This window comes from Exiguobacterium acetylicum, assembly GCF_019890935.1.
Classification (GTDB): domain Bacteria; phylum Bacillota; class Bacilli; order Exiguobacteriales; family Exiguobacteriaceae; genus Exiguobacterium_A; species Exiguobacterium_A abrahamii.
On the sequence record NZ_CP082333.1, the window covers coordinates 1,458,589 to 1,482,530 of the forward strand.

General features: G+C 45.1%; 24 protein-coding genes. 5 read left to right on the forward strand and 19 right to left on the reverse strand.

Annotated elements, in window-relative coordinates; translation table 11 throughout:
* Nucleotides 1-16: 16 nt before the first annotated feature.
* The 3 genes from K7G97_RS07530 to K7G97_RS07540 form a co-directional block, all read right to left on the reverse strand.
* A complete protein-coding gene (locus tag K7G97_RS07530; protein WP_174316223.1) occupies nucleotides 17-319 on the reverse strand; it encodes a hypothetical protein in 303 nt (100 codons plus the stop codon).
* 109 nt (nucleotides 320-428) lie between these two features.
* On the reverse strand, nucleotides 429-1,118 hold the full coding sequence (locus K7G97_RS07535; RefSeq protein WP_223041832.1) for a hypothetical protein: 690 nt from the start codon (nucleotides 1,116-1,118) through the stop codon (nucleotides 429-431).
* 242 nt (nucleotides 1,119-1,360) lie between these two features.
* A complete protein-coding gene (locus K7G97_RS07540; protein ID WP_223041833.1) occupies nucleotides 1,361-1,660 on the reverse strand; it encodes a hypothetical protein in 300 nt (99 codons plus the stop codon).
* A 189-nt stretch (nucleotides 1,661-1,849) separates the two neighbouring features.
* On the opposite strand from K7G97_RS07540, the gene K7G97_RS07545 reads away from it, so the two are divergent.
* The 3 genes from K7G97_RS07545 to K7G97_RS07555 all read left to right on the forward strand — a co-directional run bounded on the left by K7G97_RS07545 (nucleotide 1,850) and on the right by K7G97_RS07555 (nucleotide 3,898).
* The gene (locus K7G97_RS07545) at nucleotides 1,850-2,767 is read left to right on the forward strand and encodes an NAD(P)-dependent alcohol dehydrogenase (protein WP_223041834.1); all 918 of its coding nucleotides are present in this window, start codon (nucleotides 1,850-1,852) and stop codon (nucleotides 2,765-2,767) included.
* A gap of 91 nt (nucleotides 2,768-2,858) precedes the next feature.
* Nucleotides 2,859-3,611, forward strand: a complete 753-nt coding sequence (locus tag K7G97_RS07550) for a collagenase (protein WP_262415815.1) — start codon at nucleotides 2,859-2,861, stop codon at nucleotides 3,609-3,611.
* Nucleotides 3,612-3,637: 26 nt separating this feature from the next.
* Nucleotides 3,638-3,898, forward strand: a complete 261-nt coding sequence (locus K7G97_RS07555; protein ID WP_223041835.1) for a hypothetical protein — start codon at nucleotides 3,638-3,640, stop codon at nucleotides 3,896-3,898.
* 94 nt (nucleotides 3,899-3,992) lie between these two features.
* On the opposite strand, the gene K7G97_RS07560 is transcribed toward K7G97_RS07555, so the two are convergent.
* Nucleotides 3,993-4,304, reverse strand: coding sequence for a hypothetical protein (locus K7G97_RS07560; RefSeq protein ID WP_223041836.1), 312 nt, complete (start codon nucleotides 4,302-4,304; stop codon nucleotides 3,993-3,995).
* Between the two features lie 403 nt (nucleotides 4,305-4,707).
* The gene (locus tag K7G97_RS07565) at nucleotides 4,708-5,766 is read right to left on the reverse strand and encodes a serine hydrolase domain-containing protein (protein ID WP_223041837.1); all 1,059 of its coding nucleotides are present in this window, start codon (nucleotides 5,764-5,766) and stop codon (nucleotides 4,708-4,710) included.
* 109 nt (nucleotides 5,767-5,875) lie between these two features.
* On the opposite strand from K7G97_RS07565, the gene K7G97_RS07570 reads away from it, so the two are divergent.
* Nucleotides 5,876-6,751, forward strand: a complete 876-nt coding sequence (locus K7G97_RS07570) for a MerR family transcriptional regulator (RefSeq protein ID WP_223041838.1) — start codon at nucleotides 5,876-5,878, stop codon at nucleotides 6,749-6,751.
* A gap of 170 nt (nucleotides 6,752-6,921) precedes the next feature.
* On the opposite strand, the gene chbG is transcribed toward K7G97_RS07570, so the two are convergent.
* From chbG to K7G97_RS07595, 5 genes are read right to left on the reverse strand one after another with little or no spacing between them, the layout of a single operon-like run.
* Nucleotides 6,922-7,614: a chitin disaccharide deacetylase gene (gene chbG / locus K7G97_RS07575; protein ID WP_223041839.1), complete on the reverse strand. Its 693-nt coding sequence runs from the start codon at nucleotides 7,612-7,614 to the stop codon at nucleotides 6,922-6,924.
* Nucleotides 7,607-7,909 (reverse strand): PTS sugar transporter subunit IIB, encoded by a 303-nt coding sequence (locus K7G97_RS07580; protein ID WP_223041840.1) that lies wholly within the window; start codon nucleotides 7,907-7,909, stop codon nucleotides 7,607-7,609. Before K7G97_RS07580 ends, chbG begins: the two co-directional genes overlap by 8 nt.
* Entirely contained in the window at nucleotides 7,906-8,205 is a 300-nt protein-coding gene (locus K7G97_RS07585) for a PTS sugar transporter subunit IIA (protein ID WP_223042005.1), read from the reverse strand. The genes K7G97_RS07580 and K7G97_RS07585 overlap by 4 nt, the downstream gene beginning before the upstream one ends.
* A 29-nt stretch (nucleotides 8,206-8,234) precedes the next feature.
* Nucleotides 8,235-9,554, reverse strand: a complete 1,320-nt coding sequence (gene celB / locus K7G97_RS07590; RefSeq protein ID WP_223041841.1) for a PTS cellobiose transporter subunit IIC — start codon at nucleotides 9,552-9,554, stop codon at nucleotides 8,235-8,237.
* Nucleotides 9,551-10,873, reverse strand: a complete 1,323-nt coding sequence (locus K7G97_RS07595; protein WP_223041842.1) for a 6-phospho-beta-glucosidase — start codon at nucleotides 10,871-10,873, stop codon at nucleotides 9,551-9,553. The genes celB and K7G97_RS07595 overlap by 4 nt, the downstream gene beginning before the upstream one ends.
* Nucleotides 10,874-11,046: 173 nt before the next feature.
* Here K7G97_RS07595 and K7G97_RS07600 point away from each other — a divergent pair, with 173 nt between their 5' ends.
* Nucleotides 11,047-11,763 carry a GntR family transcriptional regulator gene (locus K7G97_RS07600; RefSeq protein ID WP_223041843.1) on the forward strand — a complete coding sequence of 239 codons (717 nt, stop codon included), beginning with the start codon at nucleotides 11,047-11,049 and terminating at the stop codon, nucleotides 11,761-11,763.
* Between the two features lie 99 nt (nucleotides 11,764-11,862).
* On the opposite strand, the gene K7G97_RS07605 is transcribed toward K7G97_RS07600, so the two are convergent.
* The 9 genes from K7G97_RS07605 to K7G97_RS07645 form a co-directional block, all read right to left on the reverse strand.
* A complete protein-coding gene (locus K7G97_RS07605; RefSeq protein ID WP_223041844.1) occupies nucleotides 11,863-12,207 on the reverse strand; it encodes a hypothetical protein in 345 nt (114 codons plus the stop codon).
* Between the two features lie 163 nt (nucleotides 12,208-12,370).
* Nucleotides 12,371-12,823 carry a GNAT family N-acetyltransferase gene (locus K7G97_RS07610; protein WP_223041845.1) on the reverse strand — a complete coding sequence of 151 codons (453 nt, stop codon included), beginning with the start codon at nucleotides 12,821-12,823 and terminating at the stop codon, nucleotides 12,371-12,373.
* A 216-nt stretch (nucleotides 12,824-13,039) separates the two neighbouring features.
* Nucleotides 13,040-14,215 (reverse strand): hypothetical protein, encoded by a 1,176-nt coding sequence (locus K7G97_RS07615; protein ID WP_223041846.1) that lies wholly within the window; start codon nucleotides 14,213-14,215, stop codon nucleotides 13,040-13,042.
* A gap of 1 nt (nucleotide 14,216) precedes the next feature.
* Complete coding sequence (locus K7G97_RS07620) at nucleotides 14,217-14,591, reverse strand: hypothetical protein (RefSeq protein ID WP_223041847.1); 375 nt, start codon at nucleotides 14,589-14,591, stop codon at nucleotides 14,217-14,219.
* Nucleotides 14,592-14,841: 250 nt separating this feature from the next.
* Complete coding sequence (locus K7G97_RS07625; RefSeq protein WP_223041848.1) at nucleotides 14,842-15,372, reverse strand: hypothetical protein; 531 nt, start codon at nucleotides 15,370-15,372, stop codon at nucleotides 14,842-14,844.
* Nucleotides 15,373-15,392: 20 nt separating this feature from the next.
* Nucleotides 15,393-15,860 carry a DUF7878 domain-containing protein gene (locus tag K7G97_RS17620; protein WP_441316687.1) on the reverse strand — a complete coding sequence of 156 codons (468 nt, stop codon included), beginning with the start codon at nucleotides 15,858-15,860 and terminating at the stop codon, nucleotides 15,393-15,395.
* 28 nt (nucleotides 15,861-15,888) lie between these two features.
* Complete coding sequence (locus K7G97_RS07635) at nucleotides 15,889-16,782, reverse strand: DMT family transporter (RefSeq protein WP_223041850.1); 894 nt, start codon at nucleotides 16,780-16,782, stop codon at nucleotides 15,889-15,891.
* Nucleotides 16,783-17,142: 360 nt separating this feature from the next.
* Nucleotides 17,143-20,379: an ABC transporter permease gene (locus K7G97_RS07640; protein WP_223041851.1), complete on the reverse strand. Its 3,237-nt coding sequence runs from the start codon at nucleotides 20,377-20,379 to the stop codon at nucleotides 17,143-17,145.
* Between the two features lie 297 nt (nucleotides 20,380-20,676).
* The gene (locus tag K7G97_RS07645) at nucleotides 20,677-23,895 is read right to left on the reverse strand and encodes an ABC transporter permease (protein ID WP_223041852.1); all 3,219 of its coding nucleotides are present in this window, start codon (nucleotides 23,893-23,895) and stop codon (nucleotides 20,677-20,679) included.
* Nucleotides 23,896-23,942 lie beyond the last annotated feature (47 nt).

Consider the following 23,942-nt stretch of genomic DNA (forward strand, 5'->3'; position numbering starts at 1 on the left):
AGGAGCGGTGTTTTGGTTAGAACGCTTTACGTTGACCTTTTAGAATCGTCTGTTGCAGAGGACCAAAGTCTCCTGGAACCGTCCGTTCCATGAACAGGTACGGTTTACCATCGACGATAAATTTTCGATCTCCAAGATACTCGAAGTGGCGACCGTCATCCTTTAATCTTCGCTTAACAGCTTGAATATGGTCTTCATGATGGATGAACCGCTCGTTAAACGTCATGACGATATTTCCTTTTTTGAATCCGAGTAAGAAGACATAGTAGAACCAATATCCAACGAGACAAATACCAACGGCCAATAACAAATCAAACATGTGTGTCGAGCTCCTTTCGTGTATACAGATTTTTACGAAACACTCTGTAAAAAGATTCAATCAATTTCAATTAAAAGTAAAAAAGTATTCATCCGAAGATGAATACTCGTTATTTTTGAGCGATATATCTCTTTTGATCGAAATCATATTTAAATTCAACGATCATCCAATCATCACCCGTTGGATTTCGATACGAGTAAAAGAGTGATGTCTGTTTTTCTGGATATTCGACTGTATTGTCATCATAGGCTTTTCCGATCTTAGAGTAATCTTCTGTGCGGTGAGCCGTCATGACACCGAGCCCTTTACCTGAAAGAATATGATCGAATTCAGCTATCGTCATGCCTGGTTTAAATTTCTTTCCTGGCAAGAGTCGTTTTTTCGAAGGCGTTTTAGGGGTGTATTCCTTTTGCACAAGATATAACGTGTGACCTTTTTGTTTCGTTTTGAAGATCAGATGCATGCGCTGTAAAGACCAATGATCATTTTTTTTATCGTAAGGATAAAATGAGAAAGCGTATAAAGCATAGTCGTCTTTGATTTCACTCAATACTACATCATGATTGAGTGTCGTGACGCCATGTTCTTTCTTTATGTATTTCTTATATGATTTTCCGTAGAGCGATTTTGCGACGTCTGTCGCGGTCATGCCGAGTTTTAGCTTTTTGTAAGATGTATACTCCTTAGTCACTGCATCGACAGAATGAGGTGCGAAAACAGCACCAATCATCGAGAGCGTGATCAGAAGCGCGAAGAGTACCTTCTGAATAAGGTGTAATTTTTTCGTACGTGCCATCATGATTGTGTCTCCTTTGACAAACTTATTAAAAACCGTGCGATTCTTTTCGTTTGAGATACCAGAGTAGTCCTAGGGTAATACAAAAACCAATCGCACCTATAATTCCGATGAAAAACAAACCGGTGATTTCATCACCATAACTTCTTTGAAAAAAATAGGATGAACCGAAGATGAGGCTCATGCTCATGAAAATATTGCGTAGATGGCGGAGTATTGGAACAATCATGGATAATCCCTCTTTCTTATTTTTTCGTTCGACGGATCTCGGTTGCGACAATCGAGTCCTTTGCAAACGTCACTTGAATCGTATCACCCGTTTGAATGGCAGACGTGTTATCCGTTTTGCCATAGACGATCGTGTCCGTTGTGACGCGAATCTCTGTCAATGCATACTGCTCGTCCGGATGTTGTTCACTTGGAGCAACGAATAACGTATCCCCTGTAACTTTCTCGACGATACGTGCATCATTCTCGTGTGTACAGGCACTAAGCGGTATACAAAGGAATAGAATAAAAGCAAAAAGCCAACGACATGTCGGCATGAACCAGGCACCTGCTTTCGTCTGTTAATAGGGTTAGATGAAATCGTATTATTATATAAATTTTACCAGTTTCAAAACCGATTGATGTAAAACAAAAAAATCTTTCTTACTCCAAAATAACAGGAATTCAGATTGAAATCAGCGTATGATTAAAGGAAAACCATCATCTCGATCAGAGGAGGAAATACGATGAAGGCAGCCATCTGTACCCGCTACGGACCCCCTGACGTCTTGCACATCACAGAGGTACCACGCCCGGTTCCAAAATCAAACGATCTACTCATTAAAGTACATGCATCTGCCGTCCATTCCGGAGATCGTCGCATGCGTTCGCTCGATGTTCCACTGTTGGGGAAGCTTCCAATGCGTCTGGCTGTCGGCTTCAAGCGACCGAGACAACCGATCCTTGGCGTCGTTCTTGCCGGTGAAGTCGTCGAAGTCGGTCAGGACGTCAAGCAGTTTCAAGTCGGAGACCGCATTCATGCCTTGACCGGATTTGGCTTCGGTGGATACGCCGAATATGCGTGCGTGTCTGAGAAACGTTGCATTGCAAAAATACCGCAGCACGCATCGTACACGGAAGCGGTCTGTCTCCCGTTCGGTGGTACGACGTCGCTTCATTTCTTCCGGAAACTCCAAATCGATCAGATGAAGACAATCTTGATTTACGGTGCGTCGGGCGCTGTCGGGACGGCTGCCGTTCAGATCGCCAAAGCAAAAGGGTTGCAGGTGACGGCTGTCTGTAGTGGACGAAACGCGGAGCGGGTCAAAGCGCTCGGTGCCGATCACGTCATCGATTATACAAAGGACGGCTACGATGGATTGTTGCTGAAGTACGATGCCGTCTTCGATGCGTCCGGAAAGATCAATAAGACGCAAGCGAAACGGCACGTCAAACAAAACGGTGCCTTTGCATCCGTCGCAGGGCAGGGTGTAGCGAGGGAACGGAAAGAGGATCTACACTATTTAAATGAACAGTTTGAAGCGGGACGGTTTAAAGCCGTCATCGACCATATCTATTCGCTTGATGAGATCGTCGAAGCCCATCGTTACGTTGACTCCGGACAAAAATTCGGTAACGTCGTCGTGTTAATAGCAAACGAATGATTCATCGAACCACCTGGGTCAGGTGGTTTTTTGTGTTTATCCAATATATGTTAAAATAAAATAGGCTATTTTAAGGATGGGGGATATAGCGATGATGAAACAGATTCATGCGTTTGAGACAAAAACGGACTATGATAAATACGAGGCGGTCACGCATCGCTTTCAAGCACGGTTAGACGAGTATCAAACGATCTTACAAGAGACGTATCAACTGATCGACGTGCCGAAAGGAATTGTTTGGACGTCAGCGGAACTCGCGACGACCGTCTTCTCGGACATTCCGATTCCAGCATTTACGAATAAGGACTTGATTTACATATCACCAGACGTTGCAGAATGGCGAACGTTATTTTTGTCTCAACTCGACGGAAAGGACGTACCGCATATTCGAGCATTCTACGAAACGCTTGCGGAAGATCACGTCTTGACGATTGCTGGTCATGAACTGACGCATCACTTGGATTTGTTCGTTGATGAATTCGACGATGAGAGAGCAGACGGGATCTGGTTCGAAGAGGGAATGTGTGAGTATCTACCCCGAAAGCATTTGTTGTCGGACGAAGCATTCAAGCGAATTACGACAATTGAGACAGAATTGGTCGAGCTCTTTCAGGAGGAGTATGGAGCGCGCTCGATTGATCAATTTGGGAGTGCCTCCTATGCCGGTAGTCTGTCGAGTATCATGTTTGATTATTGGCGGAGCTTTCTCGCAATCCACCATCTTATCGAGGAACGGTATGACGGGGACGTCTTACGTGTTTTTGAAGCATATCGGAACTGGCATGAACAGGGGCGAATCGTGCCACTATCGGAATACTTTAATCTTCAGACGGTAAGACGCTAAGCTGTGTTTGTAGTGGAGGAGGGCTTATGAATCGTTACAGTATTCTTTCGTTATCTGCATTCATCTGTTTTTGTTTCTTATTTTTCCTGATGAAGAGCGGAGTCAGTCTGAAAGGGTTTGGAACTGTCTATATCCTGCTTCTGTTTATCGTTCCGTTAGTCGGCGTATACACAGGGTACAAAACGAAGCATCGAATACTCAAGTGGGGATTCGTCGGCATCCATCTTATTACGTTGTGCATGATGTCCTATTTACTGTTACTGGCTTACAGTATTTCTGAGCCTTAAAAAGGTTAAACGAAAAGGTCAGTTGATTCCGAGTAAAAAAGAATCTTCTGACCTTTCGTGATATGTAGTGTGAAATTAGAAAGCATCACGTGATTTAGTTTCGCTTGGGCAAACTGGTCGTCGTGCCCATCTCGACGACGTGATCATCTTGAAGACGATACAAGAAATATTCCTCTTTTTGAAGTCCTTGCCCCTGTACTTTTACGGCAATCTTATAGCGTTTCTCTTTATCGCGGTGTTTGTCGTCATAAGCAGAGTGGAGTGAGACGACATGAGCTGGACCGTATTTTTTCGCGACATAGGTTTCGACTTTTGTGCTGACGTGCTGCTCGAATCGTTCATCGTATCGGACGTCTAAGTAAAACAGCAGTCCTCCTAATAGGAGTAAGGCAACCAAAACGTTCATTCCGACTTTTTTCAATTCATCACTTCCGATCGTTCCATAGCATTAAACCTAGAAAAGCTGTTACAGATGATCGGAAGACGATACATCATAACAGCGATTGAATCATTGATTTGAAAATCTACATCATTTGATTGATTGCTTTAGAGATCGACTCCAACTAATTTAAGAATGATGACGATTGTGATAGCTGAGAGCGCAAAAGAACTGGCAAAAGCAAGCTGTTTTTTCAAAAGTATCTCCTCCTCATGAAAAGGTTACCATTATTATGCCATTAAGTAAGATGTCTGTAAAATTAATTCCAATTAGAACCTTGGATTTTCATCATAAAATTTTAGGAATAGATGACAACATCCCCACTCCTCGTTTTGTCAAGAGAGCAGGGATTTTTCATATTTCCTACATTCTACTTTATTAATAGTCGATGAATCGCCCTTGCCTCAGCATATGTCGATTCCTGTCCGAACCAACGATAAGTGAGAGTTGATAATGGCGAAGTTCCAGTGTCATTCAATAAAGCGATGGATAAATTATTCTTCCGATCAACGATTAAAAACTGTCCGCCTGATCCCACTCCCCATAACAGAGGATTTTTAGCATTTGATTCTAACCACCAAAGATATCCATATCCTGAAAAACGATCGACGTCCGAAATCTTAGAGTAAGCCATTGTACTCTCCTCAACCCACTTGATTGGAATAACGGATCGTCCTTTCCACTTACCATCTTGGGCATAAAGCGCACCAAATCGGGCAAGGTTTTCGGCAGACATATAAAATCGATACATCGGAATGGATGTTTCTTCATTCTTTTCATAAGTGACATGAGAAGGGCTAAATGTTTTCATGCCAACAGGCTTGGCGATCCATTGTTCAAAAGCATCTCCGATTTTCATTTTCGTCTCTTTCTCAAGAATAAGACCCAACATGTTAAAATCCCAATTGTTATAGTAATAAAAACTTCCTGGAGTATGACTTTCACGTTTTGGACGTAAATCTTTCATTCGTTGTGATTCACCCAATGCGTTTAAGTAGATACCTGATCGTGCTTGTAATAAGTCCCGAATTGTTGCGGATTTCTCTTGTTTCGTTAAGGGTTGCTTAGAATCATCGACAGAGAGTTGTCCCAATGTCATATCCAAGTCTACTAACCTTTTTTCCTCTGCAATCCCAAATAGTGCACTGATGATGCTTTTACGAATAGAAGCAACATTATACAATTCGTTCGAAGAGCCGATGGATGCCACTTGTTGGGTATCCTGAATTGCATATAATGCGTCCGACTCATTGTGTTTCATCTGCTGTTGAAGACTTATCTTCAACTGTTCAGTATCTGTTTTACTTTGAAGTGAAATATTTTCATTATCTGTTTCGTTTTGTACGAAAGGGCGGGTAAGATAGACGAAAAGACTCCCAGTTACTATTAGAGATAAAAATAAAAGAGTACGTTTCCTTCTTGACTTCATAGTTCAGTTCTCCTTCAATCAATGTTGTGATGACACTGATTGATTATCAACCTTCAAGTAACTTTAAGGTCAAGCTTTCTATAAAATATAGTTTAAAAGGAGAGATAACTTGAGTTTATTTAAAATTGGAGAGGCTGCAAAACAAAGTGGGATACCTGCATCGACACTACGATATTATGATCAGATTGGTCTGATCCGTTCGCGTCAAATCGATCCACATAGTAAGTATCGATATTACACACAACACGACATCACACATATGAAAATCGTCCAGCATCTGCGCAGGATGAATTTTTCTCTTGAAGAAGTTCAACTTTTTTTAAACGAAAGAGATATGAATCTTCAACTTGGATTGTTAGATAAGAAGAAACAAGAAATTAAGTTAAAGCGGTTGGCACTTCTTCAGACTGAGAAGGAAGTGCATCGCCGAATCGAATCTATAGAAAAGGAATTAATTTCGTCAACAATCACGAAAAAGGATAGTTGGGAAATAGTAGTGAAACATTTTGATGAACGACCTATTCTATCGAAGCGAAAGATTTTCGACAGAGGGGGAATTGATATCTATCAAGACGCCTTTATACAGTTACTCAAAGAAAATTCGTTTGAGGATGTACCCGTTACATCGCTCGTGTTACAGCATCATCATATTCAGCTAAATAAAGAATTTTCTCACTTCGAAAGACATCTTCCAGAAATCGATTTAGAGGTAGGCATGCTTCTTCCTTCCATGACATCCCCGTTTCAGAATGCGACTTTGCCTAGTGGTAGTTATGCTTGTATTGTGAGTAGAGGTATGGCGGGGAAGGAACGATTTCGTAAATTATATTCATTTCTACAAGAATGGCTTCAAGAAAATAACTATAAAGTCGAAGGACCATTAATTGACATCGTCTTAACAGACCTCACTCAGTTAACTGCGATTGATTATTCGGAAGATATACTTTCTGAAACTCAATTTCGTATTACACCAAATAATGCGTAGTGTGAAAGCAGCGTTCATCATGTAGTTAAATTATATATTTGTAAAATTAATTCTAAAATTAATTCTAAAATTAATTCTAAAATAAATCGCAATTTCTTATCGCAACGTTTCATAAAGAAAATGACAACATCCCTACTCCTTGGTTTGTCAAGGCAGTAGGGATGTTATTTTCATGTCCACCAATCCGGTGGAGTATATCTCGTTAAAAGATCTTTCTCGACGAGTCGCTGATTCACATAAGACGTGACGCTTGGAAGTAACGCATCCATGTTGGCAGGGTGCACCATGACCTCAACGGATGAACCTGGTGTGATTGAATCAAGTGTCGCAAACGAAACGCCCTCTCCATAAAACCGCTCATCGAAGCGATTCGTCAGCCAGAGATCCCGGTGCTTCTTGTTCCCCGCAGCACGGAACGTCGTTTGATATTCGTTAGCGAGCTCGACGATGACGGAGTCGATCGCGGACCAGCTGTGGATATGATGGTGACTGTCTAAGTGGTGCAACGACAGCCCGGTAGCAAGAAAAGCTTCAATCTGGGCTTTCCATTCCAAGTAGACGCCTTCAGGATCCGGTGGTTCTTCTTTCAAAAAGCGACTCGTGAAACGAAACGTTCCGTCCGCCTTCGTTAACGACTGACTTGTCGACGCAAGGGGTTTTCCCCAAGAGAGCACGAGATGTACGCCGACATGCAGGTCCGGATGTTGCTGAGAAAGTCGAACAGCTTCTTCAACCGCATGTCCGTTCATCATCAGTGTCGTCGAATTGACGGGACCGAAAAGATGACTCTCGATGATCCCTTGGTTAATACCCGTCGTCAAACCGAAATCATCAGCATTGACGATCACACGTGTTTTACGCATGCGCCGTTCCAGTCAGCGAGAGTGCCTGATCAAGCACTTGATCGCCCTTCATCAATCCGTATGCCATGTTGTCGATCACAGCAACCGGCACGTTAACTGCTGAACGAATCTTGTTCTCGAGGTAGCGGACTTGCGGACCAATCAAGATGACGTCCATCGTCGTATGTTCCTTTAGTCGTGATTCGGGTACTGCTTCGATCGTTGCGTCAAGCCCTCGCGCTATGGCTTCCGTCCGCATTTTTTCTAGTAGGATTGAAGTGGACATGCCTGCTGAGCAGACGAGTAAGATGTTCATTTCGTTTCCTCCAGTCGATTGATTTTCGTGATCAGGTCGATCATCTCGGTCGCCAGTTCCTTGACCGTCATCGCCGTCATCAGATGATCTTGAGCATGGACAAGTAGGACACTCATCTCGTTGCTCGTTCCTCGTGCTTCTTCTTGCAAAAGTTCCGTTTGAAGTTTGTGTGCCTCAAGAAACGAAGTCTCTGCTTCCTCGAGTTTCGCTTGGACAAGTGCTTCGTCACTGCGTTTGGCAGCAGCAAGCGCCTCAAAAGCACTCGAGCGTGCATTTCCGGCATGTAAGATAATCATGAACGATAGTTGTTGGATCGATTCTGTCTTCAACTGATTTTCTCTCCTTCGTGGATACTGTCTTTGTTTCGATTGATTTCGGCAGTCATGGCGCGTGCTCCTGCTACGACGAACGGGATGTAAATCAGCGTCGCGAGCGTCAAGTTGAACACCTGAAGCAGGACACCGCGGATGCTACCACCGGTGACAAGGTAACCGCTGATGATTGGTGGTGTCGTCCATGGTACGATGGCGACCGTCTTTGGAACCATTCCGGTTGATAGTGCAACATATGAGACGACCGTCAAGACGACCGGTGCGAGGATGAACGGGATCAGCATGACCGGATTCAGAACGATCGGCATGCCGAAGATGACCGGTTCGTTGATGTTGAATAGACCAGCGGGTGCTGATAGCTTAGCGACTTGATGATAAGGATGATTGCGTTGTTTCCGGACGACGATGAAGATCGCAAGTAGGAGTGACAATGTCGTACCGGAGCCACCCATGAAGACGAACGCATCGAGGAACGGTTTCGTTACCGTATATGGCACGTCATAGGCGGAAGCACCAGCTTGGAAGGCAGCTAAGTTCTGTTCAATCAGCGGTAAGTAGATCGGCTCGATGACCGACCCGATGATGTTCGTGCCGTGTAGACCGAAGAACCAGAGGACATGGTTCAACAGGGCGATGATCAGGCCAGCAGCGAGCGAATCACCGAAGCCTTGAAGCGGTTGCTGGATTGCCTTGAAGATGACCTCAAAGATACTGAGCTCGAGTTTCACTTGGATGAACAACTGGATCGCAGCAACGACTGTCAAGATGATCATCGAAGGAATCAACGCTTGGAACGATCGGGTGACACCACCGGGCACACCCTCCGGCATCCGGATCGTCAGCTTCGTATGGATGAGAAGGCGGAATGCTTCCGTCACGAGGAGCGAGACAATGATGGCAACGAATAACCCTTGGGCACCGAGCCAAGCGAAGCTAAGTCCCCAGTCTTTCGTGACTGGAACAAGCATGACGTAAGACGCAATTGACAGGATACCAGCGGCGAGACCATCGATATCGTAGGACCGTGCCAAGTTATAGGCAATCGAGAAAGCGACCAATAAACCGAGAATCGCGAAGGAGGCATTCCAAATGTTGCCGCCAAGCCGTTGCCAACTGCCTTCACCAAAAGCATTGTTCATCGAGCCGACGAAATCGAGTGACCAGTTACCGAGCTGGATGGCAGGAAAGTTATTGATTAGAATCGCGAGTGAACCGACGATGATGAGCGGCATGACGGAGACGAAGCCGTCACGGATGGCGACAAGATGGCGCTGGGAACCGATCCGTCCGGCAATTTCAATGAACTTATTCATGAGAGAACCTCCTTAAGCTGGAATTGGGGTAAGTATGCCTGATGCGCGCGGAACAGTTCTTCAAGTAAGGAATCGATCCGTTTTTCGTCTTGGATCAATGGATTCATCAGGGCAGCGAGATAAGCGCCCTCGTAATTCCCAGATACGGCTGCTTGAATCGTCAGTTCCTCGAACGTCTTCAAGTTCGTGATCAGTCCACGGACGGGGAATGGTAAGCTACCGATCGATAGCGGACGAGGTCCGGCTTTTGTGATGACGGCGTTGACCTCGATGACGACATCTTCAGGTAAGTCACGAATCGTTCCTTGATTCAGCGTATTGACGGTCTGGATATCACCACGGTCGTTATAGAGCGAGTCCATTAAGTTACACGCCGCATCCGAATAATAGGCTCCACCGCGTTGTTCGAGCTCTTTCGGTTTCACGTCGAGTGACACGTCTCGGTACTGCTCAAATAGTCGGCGTTCGACTTCTTGAACGACTTCAGCGCGTGTCCCGTTCTCTTCGTAAGCTTGTCGATCTTTTGCGAGCACGTCACGCGTTTGGAAATAATATTGATGGTACGGGTTCGGCAACATCTTGATCGAATTCAGAAACGACTCGGACCAACCAAGTCCGACGATATTCGCTGGTGAGTAGTCGTTCCCTTGACTCAATGCGGAAAGAACGTCTTCTGTGCGGTCGACACCATTCACCGTGACTTGTCGACCAAAGATGAAGTGATTCAACCCGATAAATTCGATCGAGACGTGCTCGACGGGGGCATGTAGGATTTCAGCGACGGAGTTCCGCATGTTGAACGGGATGTTACAGACACCAATCACCTTCTGATGCTTGGAATGTTTTAGAAGTGCCTCGGTCACGATCCCTGCAGGATTGGTGAAATTAATTAACCAGGCGTCGGGACAGAGTTCCGCCATCTCGTCAGCGAGCTCAAGTAAGACGGGAATCGTCCGAAACGCCTTGAACATACCGCCAGCACCATTCGTCTCTTGACCGATGAAGCCGTGCTTCAGTGGGATGCGCTCATCAAGCGCACGGGCCGCAAGACCACCGACCCGAATTTGCGTCGAAACGAAGTCGGCTCCACGGAGCGCTTCTCTTCGATCGAGTGTCCAACGAAGTGCGATCTTCACGTTAGACTTGTCAATCATCCGTTGTGCGAGTTTGCCAACGGTTTCGAGCTTTTCTTTTCCGTCTTCGATATCGACAAGCACGACCTCGTCGACCGGAAAGGAATGGTGACGCAAGATGAAGCCTTCGATGATTTCCGGTGTATAGCTGGAGCCTCCACCGATGATGACGACCTTGAGTGGCATGTTGTGAATTCCTCCTCATGAAAGCGATTTCTTTTTGTTGTAACAAATGTAACAAATAATACAACTTAGAGCAATATAAAAATACAAATAAAACAAATTATGATTTGTATTTGCATTTGTATGATGTCTGTATCACAATAAAGGCACAAAGGATTAGAGGAAGAGGTGGGGGTATGTCGCAATCGACGTTACAGACGGCAATCAAGGAAGAGTTACTGTCGCGAATCAAGAGAGGTTATTACGAAGAAGGGAAGAAGTTCCCGACGGAGTATGTACTTTGTGAAGAGTTCGATGTCAGTCGGACGACCGTTCGAGGTGCGTTGAACCAGTTGACGCTTGAAGGGTATCTGATTCGACAGCAAGGACGTGGGACGTTCGTCGCCGGTAAAAAAGTTCGGCAGACATTGTCGCATACACCGAACAACTACGCCGCTCAGTTAGCGGTGCAGGGAAAGCGGGGCGAGGTGTCGTTGATACAATTATCCGTCGTCTCAGCGACCGACGTCCTAACGGAAGTCTTTCCTGTAGAAGAGCAAGCGCCCATCCAGAAGATTGAACGGATTCGTCATGCAGATGGTGAACCGACACAATATGAAATCTCATTCATCCCCTGGTCGATTGCTCCAGGGATTACGAAGGAACAAGCGGAGCATTCGTTGTTCGATACATTAGCAAAAGTTTTCGACATTCAGGTAGCGAAAACGACAGAGTCACTCGAAATCGTCCTAGCGGATGAAGTGATCAGTAGTCATCTGAAATGTCCAGTCAATGCGCCATGTTTCTACATCGAAACAGTAACGGAGGATCAGGAAGGTCGAATCATCGAGTATTCACGATCCTACTTCCGCGGGGATAAGACAAACTTCGTGATTGAACGTTCGTATCGTTAAATGGAATAGCGCTGTTGTTGAGAAGCGCGAAAAGAGGTTGAATCCATTCAGATATCGGAATGGATTCAACCTCTTTTGACGTCATCATTTTGTTTCAACTTACATCATGCTAAGTAATAGTTGAGGCTGTTGGGAGAGTAAATAATCGTTTTCGACGTAGCGATGATAGGACAATGATGAATCGTTCATATGAAAGAGCGTCAACTGTCGACTCTCGAAGTCGACTTCTTCTATGTAGACAAGTTCTGTAATGCCACAGGAATGATGGGGAGGAAGCAGTTTTAAGGATAATCTCTCCCGTAAAGCGATGAATAATATGACTTCCATTTTATAAGCCGTAGAAACGGAAGAATCAATAATGGATGAATCGATGGAGAGGCAAATAAGCGGATTCATAGTGGATAACGACAACGAATGAGTCATTTCTTTTTGAAGGTGCTGCATGATGGACCTCCTCATAATAAGAACGTATGTTCATATTATGAGGGATGAATCCATTTTTTGCAATCCTATTTAACGTCAAGAGTCTCAGGATGTTTCTTCTACAATCGTTCGAGCTCTACTGCGAGATAGCGAAATATACTTTTCGAAAAGAATGCTGAAATTCTTATATGTCTTGGGATAATCGAATCATATCCGTGCAACGGATTCCGTTTTCGATGATCTCCTCTTCATAGTGTCTCAAGAAGAAGTTCATATCAACTCCAACAATTCTGAATCCACATTTTTGGTAAAGTGCTAGCTGTCCAATGCTTGAATTGCCCGTTCCGATTTCAATGGTCGTATACCCCAGTACTTTCGCTGTACAAATCGCATGTCGTAAAAGATCTTTTCCGATACCTTGTTTTTGATGCGACTCATCTACTGAGATATTTACGATTTCAATCGTTTGGGGTCTTGTCGGGAGAAGTACATATACACCAATCCACTTGTCATTCCTTTCAGCGACGAAACAATAACTTCTTTTTATATAGCTTTCGACTAACTTTTGAGACGGGTCTGCTGATAGCAAAAGCTCCATCGGTGGATCTTCATGGACGGACAATTGTCGGATGTTCATATTCATTCTCCTCACGGATCGATTGAGATACGTTTGTCTTAGACTTTAGTTTCACTCTGCTGCCTCAATAGCTGATGTAGAAGCGTTATGAAAGAACTTGTTAGTCTCTGTTCTTCTTAAGAATACAAAAGAGCATTTAAGAAAGAAAGTCGTCATCCGTACAGAGTACCGGAAAACGACTTTCTTTCGTTAGATTAAGATCACGATCATGATCGTTTAATTAGACGGGAGAAGCTTTACGACATGCAACGCAGATTTTTTTCCGTTCGTGATGGAGTAAGTGAGTTTTCCATCTTGCAGTAGAGGAGGGGATACCAACTCTTCAAAGTCCGTTAAAGGAGCGACGGTCTTCGCTTTTAAGTCCGCATACATCAACTGATGGATGCCTTCGCGGAAGACGACTTGTGTGTTTGAGAGGAACTGAATGCCGTCGACCGTCGTCTGGACACTCGAAGCGGAATAGTTTAGCGTCCTTTCGTCCGATCTGATCGGCTGGAACATGGCGTCGCCTTCTGTTCCAAGAGCGAGATAAGTACCGCTGCGACTGAAATCAATCAATCCGGATATTTCTTTTTTGTAGGTACCGTCCAAGGTCTCAAGCACACGGACGTTCTTTCCGTTGTTAAAGTGAGACGTGAATAAGGTTACGCCGTCATCGCTATCGCGGTGCTCGTATGTGAATAGACCGTCTCGTACCTTTCCTGTTTTTAAGATGAAGGACTGGAGTGGTGTGATCTTTCCGGTTTTTAAGGAATACGTTTTTATCGTGGAGACCGTTTTTTGTGCAGTCGCTTCTTGCGTGATCCAGGACGCACGAGTTGACGTGACATCGATTTGCGGAGGGGATGTATCAAAGCGACTTTCGCCAGTATCCAGCGTCGTCACCTGATTCGTCGTAATGTTTAGTTGACGAATCGACCATTTGACTCCGGATTTTGTCGGCTGTTCCGTTTCGACCCATAGTAAAAACGCACCTGTACCTGTGATCATCGGGATTGCATGCTTCGTCGCATGGACGATTTTGTTGTGCTGTCGTTTCGTATCGTATGTATAAATGGTGGTCTTATTTTCTTGTAGGTCAAAGTAGAAGATCTGGTTTTGATAGAAATACTGCGGATCAATCGAGATACGGTGTTTGCTTAATAAGGAAGAAAGGTCGTACGTTTTCGTTTGACCTAACGTGACGCGCTCCGTTTGCTTCTCTAATTCGATTGCTTGTTGATTCTTGGAGTCGGTCGTTGCTTTCTTCAAGGAAGTATTTACTTGTTCAGGTGACGCGACATTTTTTTGTGCTACACGCGGTGTTGCTTGTTCTTCCATCATGGTACAACCCGCTGTTGTCCAAACGATGGTCGAAAGACAAAAAACGGCTGCGAATCGCTGTACTTTCATATCAGGTAGCTCCTTCAAAGGTTTTCGGAAATGTAATTCTTTGCTGTACCTCATGTGAAGAGGGACTCGGACGACGGGTATGAAGAAAGACGAGATACCACCACTTTAATGTGTAGGCGAATAAGAAGACACACATCCATGCCCACGGTCGCAGTGTCGTCAATCCTTCGTAAAAATGTCTAAATTCTGTAATGTCAAGACGGTACAAAGAGTTCCAAATGAATAATGCATACAGGAAAAGCATCGCTACCACCGCTCGGATCGACGCTTTTCTCAAGGCTGGATGCTTGAACGCGACGAAGATTGCACTGATCAGCGTGATGAAAAAGAATGCGTAGAATAATACCCACACCCACATGTCATTGGTTGGACCCACTTCGTTAACCTCCTTCTAACTTGTCAGCGAATTTTGCAATCAATAAGCATAACAAGATTAGTTGATAAAACTACTAGCATATTTTTCCACAAGAAACAATGGAGTTCCTTCTTCTGGTGGATGTAGTTTCATAGAGTTTTCATATTATTGACTCATGATTCAAAACGTCAAAAAAGGACAGAAGTTCAGAGAGACCTGATCTTCTATCCTTTATGTCAATATGAATAGTGGATTCAAAGTGTAATATCATTTAGTGACGTAGTGCATGATCGAAATCATCGTAAAGTCGGTCGTAAAGATCAACATATGTTTCCTTGAGCGACTTAATCGAAGTCGCATCGCCAATAACATCCACTACATCCGTCGACACATACAAAAGGAAAACCGAGTCATGGAAGACGATGTAAGCTGATGTGTACCCTCGATAGACATTTGTGCAATAGGAAATGATTTCATTGAGCTCAATATCTTTCACATGAGCATAGATGACACCTTTATGAGCTCCTTCATCTTCCACGATATACTCTTTCCAGTTTCGAATCGTAATCGACGATCCTACTCGTGCCTTTGCTGAATAACGACGAAAACGATGAATGTACGCAGCGACGAATAGAAGATGGATCGGTCTGTCTTTTTGAAAAATCGTCTGAAGAATTTCTTTCAACTGCGAGGCAGTTAGATCTTCCATTAAAAAGCGGATACGACGTTCTGGTGTTGACTGAAAATAGGGTGTTGGCTTCCTGATATCAAGCTCGATCTGGAACTGAGATAAATCAAGCATATAGAAGTCTCCTCATTCTATTAGCGTTTTGGTGACGAATAGGGAATGTGACGGATGAAGGCATCCAGCTGAATGTCGAAGTACGCTTCAAGATCGAATCGCAGTTGCCTTTCTAAATCAGACAAGCACGGCACTAAGATGTCGAGAGGAAAAACAGTGTTCATCCGTTCATCGCCCCAAATCGATTGAATCCTTCCTTGATCAGCAGAAGGGACCATCGATACGATTGCTCCTTCCTCATCATGATCAAACTCCACCGAATAATAATAAAAGACAGGAATACATGAAGGCTTCACCAGTCTTTTCCACCGATACAACGATTTATAAAACTCGAAGATGGCTAACGATGTTTCAAGATATAGTGCATGATTAATGATGATTTTGACATTTGCTTCAATCGACAGAATGGTGGGGATATCCCTTGCTGAAGCATTTGAAATAGCGTTCGGTGAATTTAAAAAATCATATGTACATCTGATTCGAGACATATTTATCACTCCGGTTCATGAATTGACATTAGCTGAATACTTTATTTCGTTGCCGAGACGGACGAATCCCTAGAGCAATCGAAGCCCCGATACAACTAAATAGACACCCGACGATTAAAGGAAGAGACAGCGTCGATTCACCGATCAATACGGAAGCAACACCGCCAATTAGCGGAAATAGTGCCACCATATAGCCGCTCTTCGCACCACCGATCCGTTCGACGAGTTTCAAATAAAACAGCCACGCAAGTAATGATGCGATCACGGTTAAATAGAGTAAGGCAGAAAGATAGGTGACGGTTGTCGGGACCGTAAGTGGTGTTCCTTGGAACCAGACGATGGCGCCCATCAGTAGACTCGCGACAGTGAATCCAATCGCGTTGGCATGAACCGGGTTGATTCGTTGCTTGGCGTTCCGCGCTGAACTGGCGTCACCTACTGACGTCAATAGCGTGCCGACTAGAGCAATCAAGACACCTTTTAAATCGGTCAGTCCATGGATGCTGCTTAGACTCGGAACGATCAGGACACCGACGCCGATGATACCAAAACATCCCCCAATCCAAACGCGCGCATGGAGGGTCTCTTTTAAAAACAAGCGCAGAGCGATCGGTGTCAGAATGACCTTGAGTGAGAAAATCAACGTCACGATGGCGGCAGAGCTTAACATCGTCGCGTAATAGAGGCATAAATAACTCAGAGCGAAGTTACAGATACCGAATACGACGATGAAAGGCATGTCCGACGCGGTAGGTTTGTTCGTTCGTTTAACGAATAACGCGAATAGAATGAAAAGAACAGCGGTCATCGCTAATCGATAGGTCAGTGATACTTCCAAGGCGACAGGTGTTCCTTGGATTTTGACAGCAATGAAGTTCAGTCCCCAGACGATCAAACAAAATAGATACATGAAATAAGTCATGGTTCGACTCCGTTCTAAATATGTCGTAATGTAACTTCCATGATTCAGTGTATCAGAGAAGTGTGGTATTCGGATTGCTGAAGTGACGTTCGTAATAATGAAATGGGACTGATTCAAAAGTCAGTCTCTACAAATATAAGGGTTGCAGAATGATGATCTGCTACCTTATCTCATGACAAAAAAATGACGCGTCACACGCCACCCCTACAGGAAAAACGCATTTATGCGTTGTCAGAGACGAACAAGACCCGCTTTCCTGCTCAAATGAAGCAGGAAAACTGGCTTGTGTCTCGCCTGAGGAAAGGACGTGAAAAGACGCGTCGTTCTTTTTTGAGTCAGCCTCTTGCGTAGAAAACAGGTTTAATTCGTTCGCTTCTGTAGATCGATTTTAACGGTGATTTTTTTACCAACTGCAGCCCCGTCCGCTAACAGTACATAGGTCGCTTTTTTGTCTGGCACGCGATAGACCAAATCTACTTGAGAGCGATACGGAGGATAATACTGAAAAGCATTGACCCATGCTTTTTCATTGTGATTGACGTAATCGATGGGCTCATAAGCATGTCCCTTCGCATCTTGAAGCGTGAAAGTGTTCGGTCTGTAGACCGCATAGCCGATGTCGCTCTCTCCTTTTTCATGTAGGATGACTGGCACCGTCACATAACGTTCATTCTTGAGTGTCGGTAAATCGAGCGACGCGGGTGGTGTCTGAATTAACCGATCCACATGGAAAGTACTCTGTTTATGGAGCGGATCACCTGGATAGGTTTGAACTAAGCCTTGTTTCATCAGCTTGTCGATGGTCGTCGCAGTTGACTTAGACGGTGCTTTTTCAGTTGGCTTTGAATCATTTTTCATATCGCGTAACTTACTTCCTGTCGTTTGGACAATCGGTACTTTTGACGTGACCGGAGTCGTCGATGTATCAGTATCCTCAGACGACGCGAAGAAGAAGAGGGTGACGACAGCAGCGAGTAAGACGCCACCCGTCGTTCCAAGGGCGATTTTAAAGCGACGCTCTGTCGCTTTCGAGTTGATGACCACACTCCCAATAGCAGCATTTGGTGTAATTCGTACGGCGCGTTGTGCAGGAAGCAATGCACCGAGGATACCAGTTAACATCGGGATCAATAACATCATACTTAAGAAGCCGAGTTCGCTGACCGGGAACTGATTGTAGACAAAGCCAATCATCCCTAGAGCGACGAGTAGACCGAGTATGCCGGCAAAGAGTCCGGTCATCATCCCTTCAATCAGGACGAGCGAGCGGATGTACCCATCTCGCCAACCGGTGGCTTTTAAGACGGCAAGTTGTGTTTTTCGTTCATTGACGTTCTGCCACATGATTTCTGTCGTTGTTAGAATGGCAATCATGAGTGCGACGCCCATCGCGACATAATGCATCGTTCCAACTTCAAGGGCGACGAATTCACCGAGCCACGTCGCATATAAGACACCTTTTAAGCGGAACGTGACGAACAGGAAGAAGATGAACAGGCTTGTAGGTAAGGCAATCGCGATGATCGACAGGAGCGTCCGTTGCCAATAGGTCGCGAGCTGGTTGATGCTCATGCCGACGATACCCCGAGCACGGACAATCCGGTGTCCTTTTGAAACTTCCCCCGACTTCATGCTCTCATAAGGACGAATTTTCCGAATGAGTGCCATCGGAACAAGTGTGCCGCCCCAGTAGATGAGAAGACCCACGAGACCAATCAGGATGATACGTCCGACTGAAGTCGCATGGTTCGTCGTCAACCAGAATGAGCCGAGAATCGCCCAAGAAATCAAGGTGACGAAACTTCCTAAAAGGGTTGCTTCAAAAAATAATAACTTCGAGAGTTGACGCGGGCGCCAACCGAGCGACAGTAAAATCGCGAATTCCTTTTTCCGAGCAAACAATAAAATGATGTTCGAACTAAAGACATACACTAAAGCAACCGCGATGACGCTTAAGATGACCCCGCTCATTCCGACCTTGGCTTCTTGGAAAATGGCCATCGAGGAGCCGAGCTTGATCCACGGCTGTTGCACCCAGCCGAGTGCCGATTCTCCTTTTAGACCAGGTAAGTAGGTTAAAGCGAGTTGCGGCGAGGAACCGAGCGTCACGTCTGTGATTAGTCCTGTCTTATCTTCGATTTCTTGCGCGACCGCGTGGAGTTTCTTTTCGCTCTCTGCATTCATCGTCTCGACACCTTTGACATTGACGCGAATGACAGAGATTGCTTTTTTGCCTCGTAACTTGAAGGCGGCATCCAGTGTTGTCAGCATCGAAGGCGGTTTTGTCAGGAAGTCATAGGCATCGTTCGTCGGTTTGACATCACGTGGTGGATTAACTGGACGATCCTTCTTATCCATGACCCACTGAGCCTTCGCTGGGAAGTAGGTCTCCATTGGTAGTTCCGTTAACGGATCTTTTGAAATGTCTAGCTTTTTCGGATCAAAGACGCCAATGTAATTAAAACGCATTTTAGGCATGTTATTAATGTCTGTTCCAAATAGACGTGCTTCACGGTACATCGTCCGTTTGGCGAGTAGGCTATCGTTTGTGACTTCATGTGGTTTGACCTGGTAACTGAACGGCCACCGGGACGGATAGGGACTAGCGACGCTTTGATAGGAAATCGGTGATGGTTTGAGTGCTAGCCAATTAAAGCTTCCGGGTGGCTCTTCTGGAACCGTATTTTTTAGAATGTCATTCACTAATGTCTTCTGCGTATCCGAAGTCGTGACTTTATATGTTTTTTTATCCGATAAAGGTAACGTGTTCAGGTACTTGTAGCCACCTTTTTGAATAACTTGCTCCATCGTCGTATTGATCGAATCGTTCTGTAAGGGGAGATCAACTTTTTCATATTTATATGTCCGGAAGGCATCAACGTACTCGCGCTGATTTAATAAGATCGGGATTTGATAGACGTCACTCCCCATGTCAACGGGACTGTCATCCGTTTTAAAATAGCGGCTGTATGTAGCGGATTTAGTCGATTGATCCAGTCCGACCATTTTCGCCTCGGCTTCCGGATCAATTCCAGCGAGCATCGTCGCACTACCATAAGCGAATAATGGTTGTTCTCCGAGTTCTAATAAAGACACGCCTTTCACACGTGTCCCGCTTGGAGGCTCCCAACCGGCAGCGAGGAAGGAAGTCGTCGTATCTTTTTCCATCTTCAGACCGGTATTTTGGGAGTCGGTGATCGTCAGTTTATAGATGCCGGGATCGGTGATCGTGTGGGTACCGACGTTCGCATCGATATAACTATTTCCGATCATCGCAATCGGGGCAGCGACTTCGACGTCCGTAATTTTTTTGATTGTCTCATATTGTTTACGCGTGATGCCGCCGTCAAGACCACTTGTATAGTTTGGTTCAAGCAACTTCAAATCTTCCGTCACACTTCGGCTGTCTTTCGGACGAACGACAATATCGTAGGACGATCCCCAACGTTTTTGAAGTTCGTCGACGACTGTTCCATTATTGGCTTGTGTCGTCCCAATCAGATAACTCAGTCCGGTACTGACGATCAGGACACCGACGAGAAGGAGAATGAATCGTTCTTTGTTCCGCCACCAAGAGTTCCAGATGAATCTAAGCATTGATGATGACCTCCTTTTTTAAGTCGAGTTGGTATGTAAGACGATCGTGCGGTTTACTCTTCATGAATTCATACTTTAGGTGTAAGAAAGATCAGATTGTTTATCAGAATCTGCTCTTAAGTGAAATCTGACCAAACAACCATATATTTCATTATAAATCCAATACTTTACTATTGAAACCTTTAATAAATCCTTGGAGTTCAAATAATTAAGTATGAGTCATTTGTATATCCTGTAGTTGTAAAGCAAAAAATAAGCCCATCATCTAGCTTGATGATGGACCGAGATAGCAAAAGGTCATAATTTGATTTTAACGGTGTAGAGAAAACCGGTGAAGCCTGTTTTTACGTTCATGACGAAGGTGTTTTCTGTCTTTGGTACCACATAGATGACATCAATTTTAGAGTGTAAGGGAGCGTAGTAACCTAAGCTTTCTGAATAGGCTTTTTTGTTTAGGTTAATCGTCTCTTCTGGCGTGTAGCTTTTCTTGTGACGATCAATCAATGGGAAAGAAGATGGTTTATAGTCAATATAAGAGTCAGCCGAATCTTCACCCTTTACCTGCATCTCAAGTCTGACGGATACGGCTTGTTTATCTTTCGGAAGATCCTTAAGTGAAACACGTTTCGCCGAACTGACCATGAATCCACGTTCTTTCATTAACTTTTTATCGCCAGTATAAGTCTGAAGACGACCTTTATTCATCAGTTCTTCGATGGCGTCTGTATTTGTTTTCTTCGACTGTTTCTTTTGAATCGGTTCACTTGCTTGATCTTGTAACTTTTGTCCGGTTGTCACGACAGTTGGTTCAGCTTTCGGTTGAACGGTCGTCGTAGTCGTCTCTTCTGCCGCAAAGAAGAACAAACTCGCTACACCTGCGACTAATACGGTACCGATTGAACCGAGGGCGATCTTAAATTGACGCTCAGTCGCTTTTTGGTTCGAGACGACACTACCGATTGCAGCGTTCGGGGTGATTCGAACAGCCCGTTGAGCCGGTAAGAGGGCACCGAGAACACCCGTCACCATCGGAATCAGTAACATGATGCTTAAAAAACCAAGTTCACCTGTTGGGAACTGATTGTAGACAAAACCAATCATCGCAAGGGCAATCAGTAAGCCGATGATTCCGGCGAACAGTCCCGTCATCAATCCTTCACTTAAGACGAGCGTCCGGATTTGACCATTGCGCCACCCGGTTGCTTTTAAGACAGCGAGCTGACTTTTTCGTTCGTTGACATTTTGCCACATGATCTCCGTCGTCGTTAGGATAGCGATGAGTAAAGCAACGCCCATCGCAACGTAATGCATCGTGCCGACTTCAAGGGCAACGTATTCACCGAGCCACGTCGCATACAAGACGCCTTTCAAGCGGAAGGTGATGAACAAGAAAAAGATGAACAAACTCGTCGGTAAGGCAATCGCGATCGTCGAAAGGATCGTCCGTTGCCAGTAGGTTGCGAGCTGATTGATGCTCATCCCAAGGACACTTTGTGCCCGGACGAACCGCCGTCCTTTGGAGACTTCACCAGAGCGCATGCTCTCAAACGGTTGAATCCGTCGGATGAGTGTCATCGGAACGAGCGTACCGCCCCAATAAATCAACAGACCAGCGAGTCCAATCAAGATGATTCGTGATAAGGCAATCGGGTGATCCGCCGTCAGCCAGAACGAACCGAGGATTGTCCAAGAAATCAAGGCAACGAGGGTGCCGAGTAGTGTCGCTTCAAGGAACAGTAATTTTGAGAGCTGACGTGGTCGCCAACCGAGCGAGAGTAAAATCGCAAATTCCTTCTTGCGGGCATAGAGTAAGATGATGTTTGAACTAAAAACATAGACGAGCGCAACAGCAATGACACTTGCGATGATACCGCTCATCCCGACTTTTGCTTCTTGGAAGATCGCCATCGACGAACCGAGTTTGATCCAAGGTTGTTGGACCCATCCGAGTGCCGATTCGCCCTTTAATCCAGGCAAGTAGGTTAAGGCGAGCTGCGGCGAGGAGCCGAGTGTGACATCCGTGATCAGACCGGTCTTATCCTCGATCTCTTGAGCGACAGCTTTCAACTTTTTCTCACTTGTCGCGTTCATCGTTTCGACACCTTTGACGTTGACACGGATAGCGGAGATGGCTTTGTCACCACGTAACTTAAAGGCGGCATCAAGCGTCGTCAGAATCGATGGTGGTTTCGTCAAGAAGTCATACGGGTCGTTCGTCGGTTTGACGTCGCGAACCGGATTGACTGGCTTTTCATTCTTATCCATGACCCATTGGGCTTTTGCTGGGAAATAGGTCTCCATCGGCAGTTCCGTCAACGGATCCTTCGAGATGTTTAATTTTTTCGGATCGAAGACACCGATGAAGTTCAAACGCATCTTGGGAACGGCATCCATGTTGATGGAGGTATCACCAAAGGATCGTACTTTTCGATACATCGATCGTTTTGAGATCAGGACGTTCTCCGAGATCTCTTGAGGTGTTACTTGATAAGTAAATGGCCAGCGTTTCGCGAAAGGACTAGCAATCGTTTGATACTCGACAGATGATGGCTTTAGAGATAACCATTCAAAGCTTCCCGGGGGTCTCTCCGGAAATTTATCTTGCAAAATATTCTCCACGAGTTGCTTATTAGCTTGTTGAGTCGACACTCGATATTCCTTCGAATCATCTACTGGTAGTGTCTTGAGATAGGATTCACCACCTTTTTTCATGATTCCTCGTACCGTATCGACCATCGAGTCATTGATGATTGGGAGATCAACTTTCTCGTAGCGATAGGTCCGCGTCGCATTGACATACTCCTTACTGTTCAAAATCAATGGGATACCCCATACGTCATCTCCATAATCGTCCACGACATCATCCTTCGTGAAATAGCGGCTATGCGTTTCCTTTAGTGTCGCCTTATCAAGTCCGACAAGCTTTGCTTCTGCTTCCGGATCGATTCCGGCAAGCATCGTCGAACTGCCGTAACCGATGATAGGATGTTCTCCTAACGCTTGTGGACTGATATCACGGTTCAATCCATCACTTTCTGGAGGGAACCAGCCTGCACCGACAAAAGAAGTTGTTGTCTCTTTTTCTTTCTTTAAACCGGTATCTTGCGTGTCTTGAATCGTAATCTTATAGATGCCTTGATCTTTGAAATTGTACGTCTCTGATTCAGCATAGGTATTATAATTGCCAATCATCGCGATAGGGGCGGCGACTTCGACGTCAGCAATCTGCTTGATTGTCTCGTATTGTTTGCGGGTGATCCCACCGTCGAGTCCACTCATGTAGTTCGGCTCGAGTAGGTTCAAGTTTTCCGTCACACTCCGACTGCCTTGCGGTCGAACGACGATATCGTACGATGAGCCCCAGCGTTTTTGCAGTTCATCGACGACCGTTCCATTATTGGCCTGTGTCGTCCCGATCAAATAACTGAGTCCGGTACTGACGATCAGGACGCCGACGAGGAGCAGGATAAAGCGTTCCTTGTTGCGCCACCAGGAATTCCAGATGAAAGAGAGCATATGTACCTCCTTTGTTGATTTCTTATGATGAAGTAAAAGTCATTAAA

What these genes read in the sequence shown, in the direction of transcription:
- K7G97_RS07530 (WP_174316223.1), bottom strand. Translation starts at nt 319, where the DNA reads ATGTTTGATTTGTTATTGGCCGTTGGTATTTGTCTCGTTGGATATTGG.
- K7G97_RS07535 (WP_223041832.1), bottom strand. Translation starts at nt 1,118, where the DNA reads ATGATGGCACGTACGAAAAAATTACACCTTATTCAGAAGGTACTCTTC.
- K7G97_RS07540 (WP_223041833.1), bottom strand. Translation starts at nt 1,660, where the DNA reads ATGCCGACATGTCGTTGGCTTTTTGCTTTTATTCTATTCCTTTGTATA.
- K7G97_RS07545 (WP_223041834.1), top strand. Translation starts at nt 1,850, where the DNA reads ATGAAGGCAGCCATCTGTACCCGCTACGGACCCCCTGACGTCTTGCAC.
- K7G97_RS07550 (WP_262415815.1), top strand. Translation starts at nt 2,859, where the DNA reads ATGATGAAACAGATTCATGCGTTTGAGACAAAAACGGACTATGATAAA.
- K7G97_RS07555 (WP_223041835.1), top strand. Translation starts at nt 3,638, where the DNA reads ATGAATCGTTACAGTATTCTTTCGTTATCTGCATTCATCTGTTTTTGT.
- K7G97_RS07560 (WP_223041836.1), bottom strand. Translation starts at nt 4,304, where the DNA reads ATGAACGTTTTGGTTGCCTTACTCCTATTAGGAGGACTGCTGTTTTAC.
- K7G97_RS07565 (WP_223041837.1), bottom strand. Translation starts at nt 5,766, where the DNA reads ATGAAGTCAAGAAGGAAACGTACTCTTTTATTTTTATCTCTAATAGTA.
- chbG (WP_223041839.1), bottom strand. Translation starts at nt 7,614, where the DNA reads ATGCGTAAAACACGTGTGATCGTCAATGCTGATGATTTCGGTTTGACG.
- K7G97_RS07580 (WP_223041840.1), bottom strand. Translation starts at nt 7,909, where the DNA reads ATGAACATCTTACTCGTCTGCTCAGCAGGCATGTCCACTTCAATCCTA.
- K7G97_RS07585 (WP_223042005.1), bottom strand. Translation starts at nt 8,205, where the DNA reads ATGATTATCTTACATGCCGGAAATGCACGCTCGAGTGCTTTTGAGGCG.
- celB (WP_223041841.1), bottom strand. Translation starts at nt 9,554, where the DNA reads ATGAATAAGTTCATTGAAATTGCCGGACGGATCGGTTCCCAGCGCCAT.
- K7G97_RS07595 (WP_223041842.1), bottom strand. Translation starts at nt 10,873, where the DNA reads ATGCCACTCAAGGTCGTCATCATCGGTGGAGGCTCCAGCTATACACCG.
- K7G97_RS07600 (WP_223041843.1), top strand. Translation starts at nt 11,047, where the DNA reads ATGTCGCAATCGACGTTACAGACGGCAATCAAGGAAGAGTTACTGTCG.
- K7G97_RS07605 (WP_223041844.1), bottom strand. Translation starts at nt 12,207, where the DNA reads ATGCAGCACCTTCAAAAAGAAATGACTCATTCGTTGTCGTTATCCACT.
- K7G97_RS07610 (WP_223041845.1), bottom strand. Translation starts at nt 12,823, where the DNA reads ATGAACATCCGACAATTGTCCGTCCATGAAGATCCACCGATGGAGCTT.
- K7G97_RS07615 (WP_223041846.1), bottom strand. Translation starts at nt 14,215, where the DNA reads ATGAAAGTACAGCGATTCGCAGCCGTTTTTTGTCTTTCGACCATCGTT.
- K7G97_RS07625 (WP_223041848.1), bottom strand. Translation starts at nt 15,372, where the DNA reads ATGCTTGATTTATCTCAGTTCCAGATCGAGCTTGATATCAGGAAGCCA.
- K7G97_RS17620 (WP_441316687.1), bottom strand. Translation starts at nt 15,860, where the DNA reads ATGTCTCGAATCAGATGTACATATGATTTTTTAAATTCACCGAACGCT.
- K7G97_RS07635 (WP_223041850.1), bottom strand. Translation starts at nt 16,782, where the DNA reads ATGACTTATTTCATGTATCTATTTTGTTTGATCGTCTGGGGACTGAAC.
- K7G97_RS07640 (WP_223041851.1), bottom strand. Translation starts at nt 20,379, where the DNA reads ATGCTTAGATTCATCTGGAACTCTTGGTGGCGGAACAAAGAACGATTC.
- K7G97_RS07645 (WP_223041852.1), bottom strand. Translation starts at nt 23,895, where the DNA reads ATGCTCTCTTTCATCTGGAATTCCTGGTGGCGCAACAAGGAACGCTTT.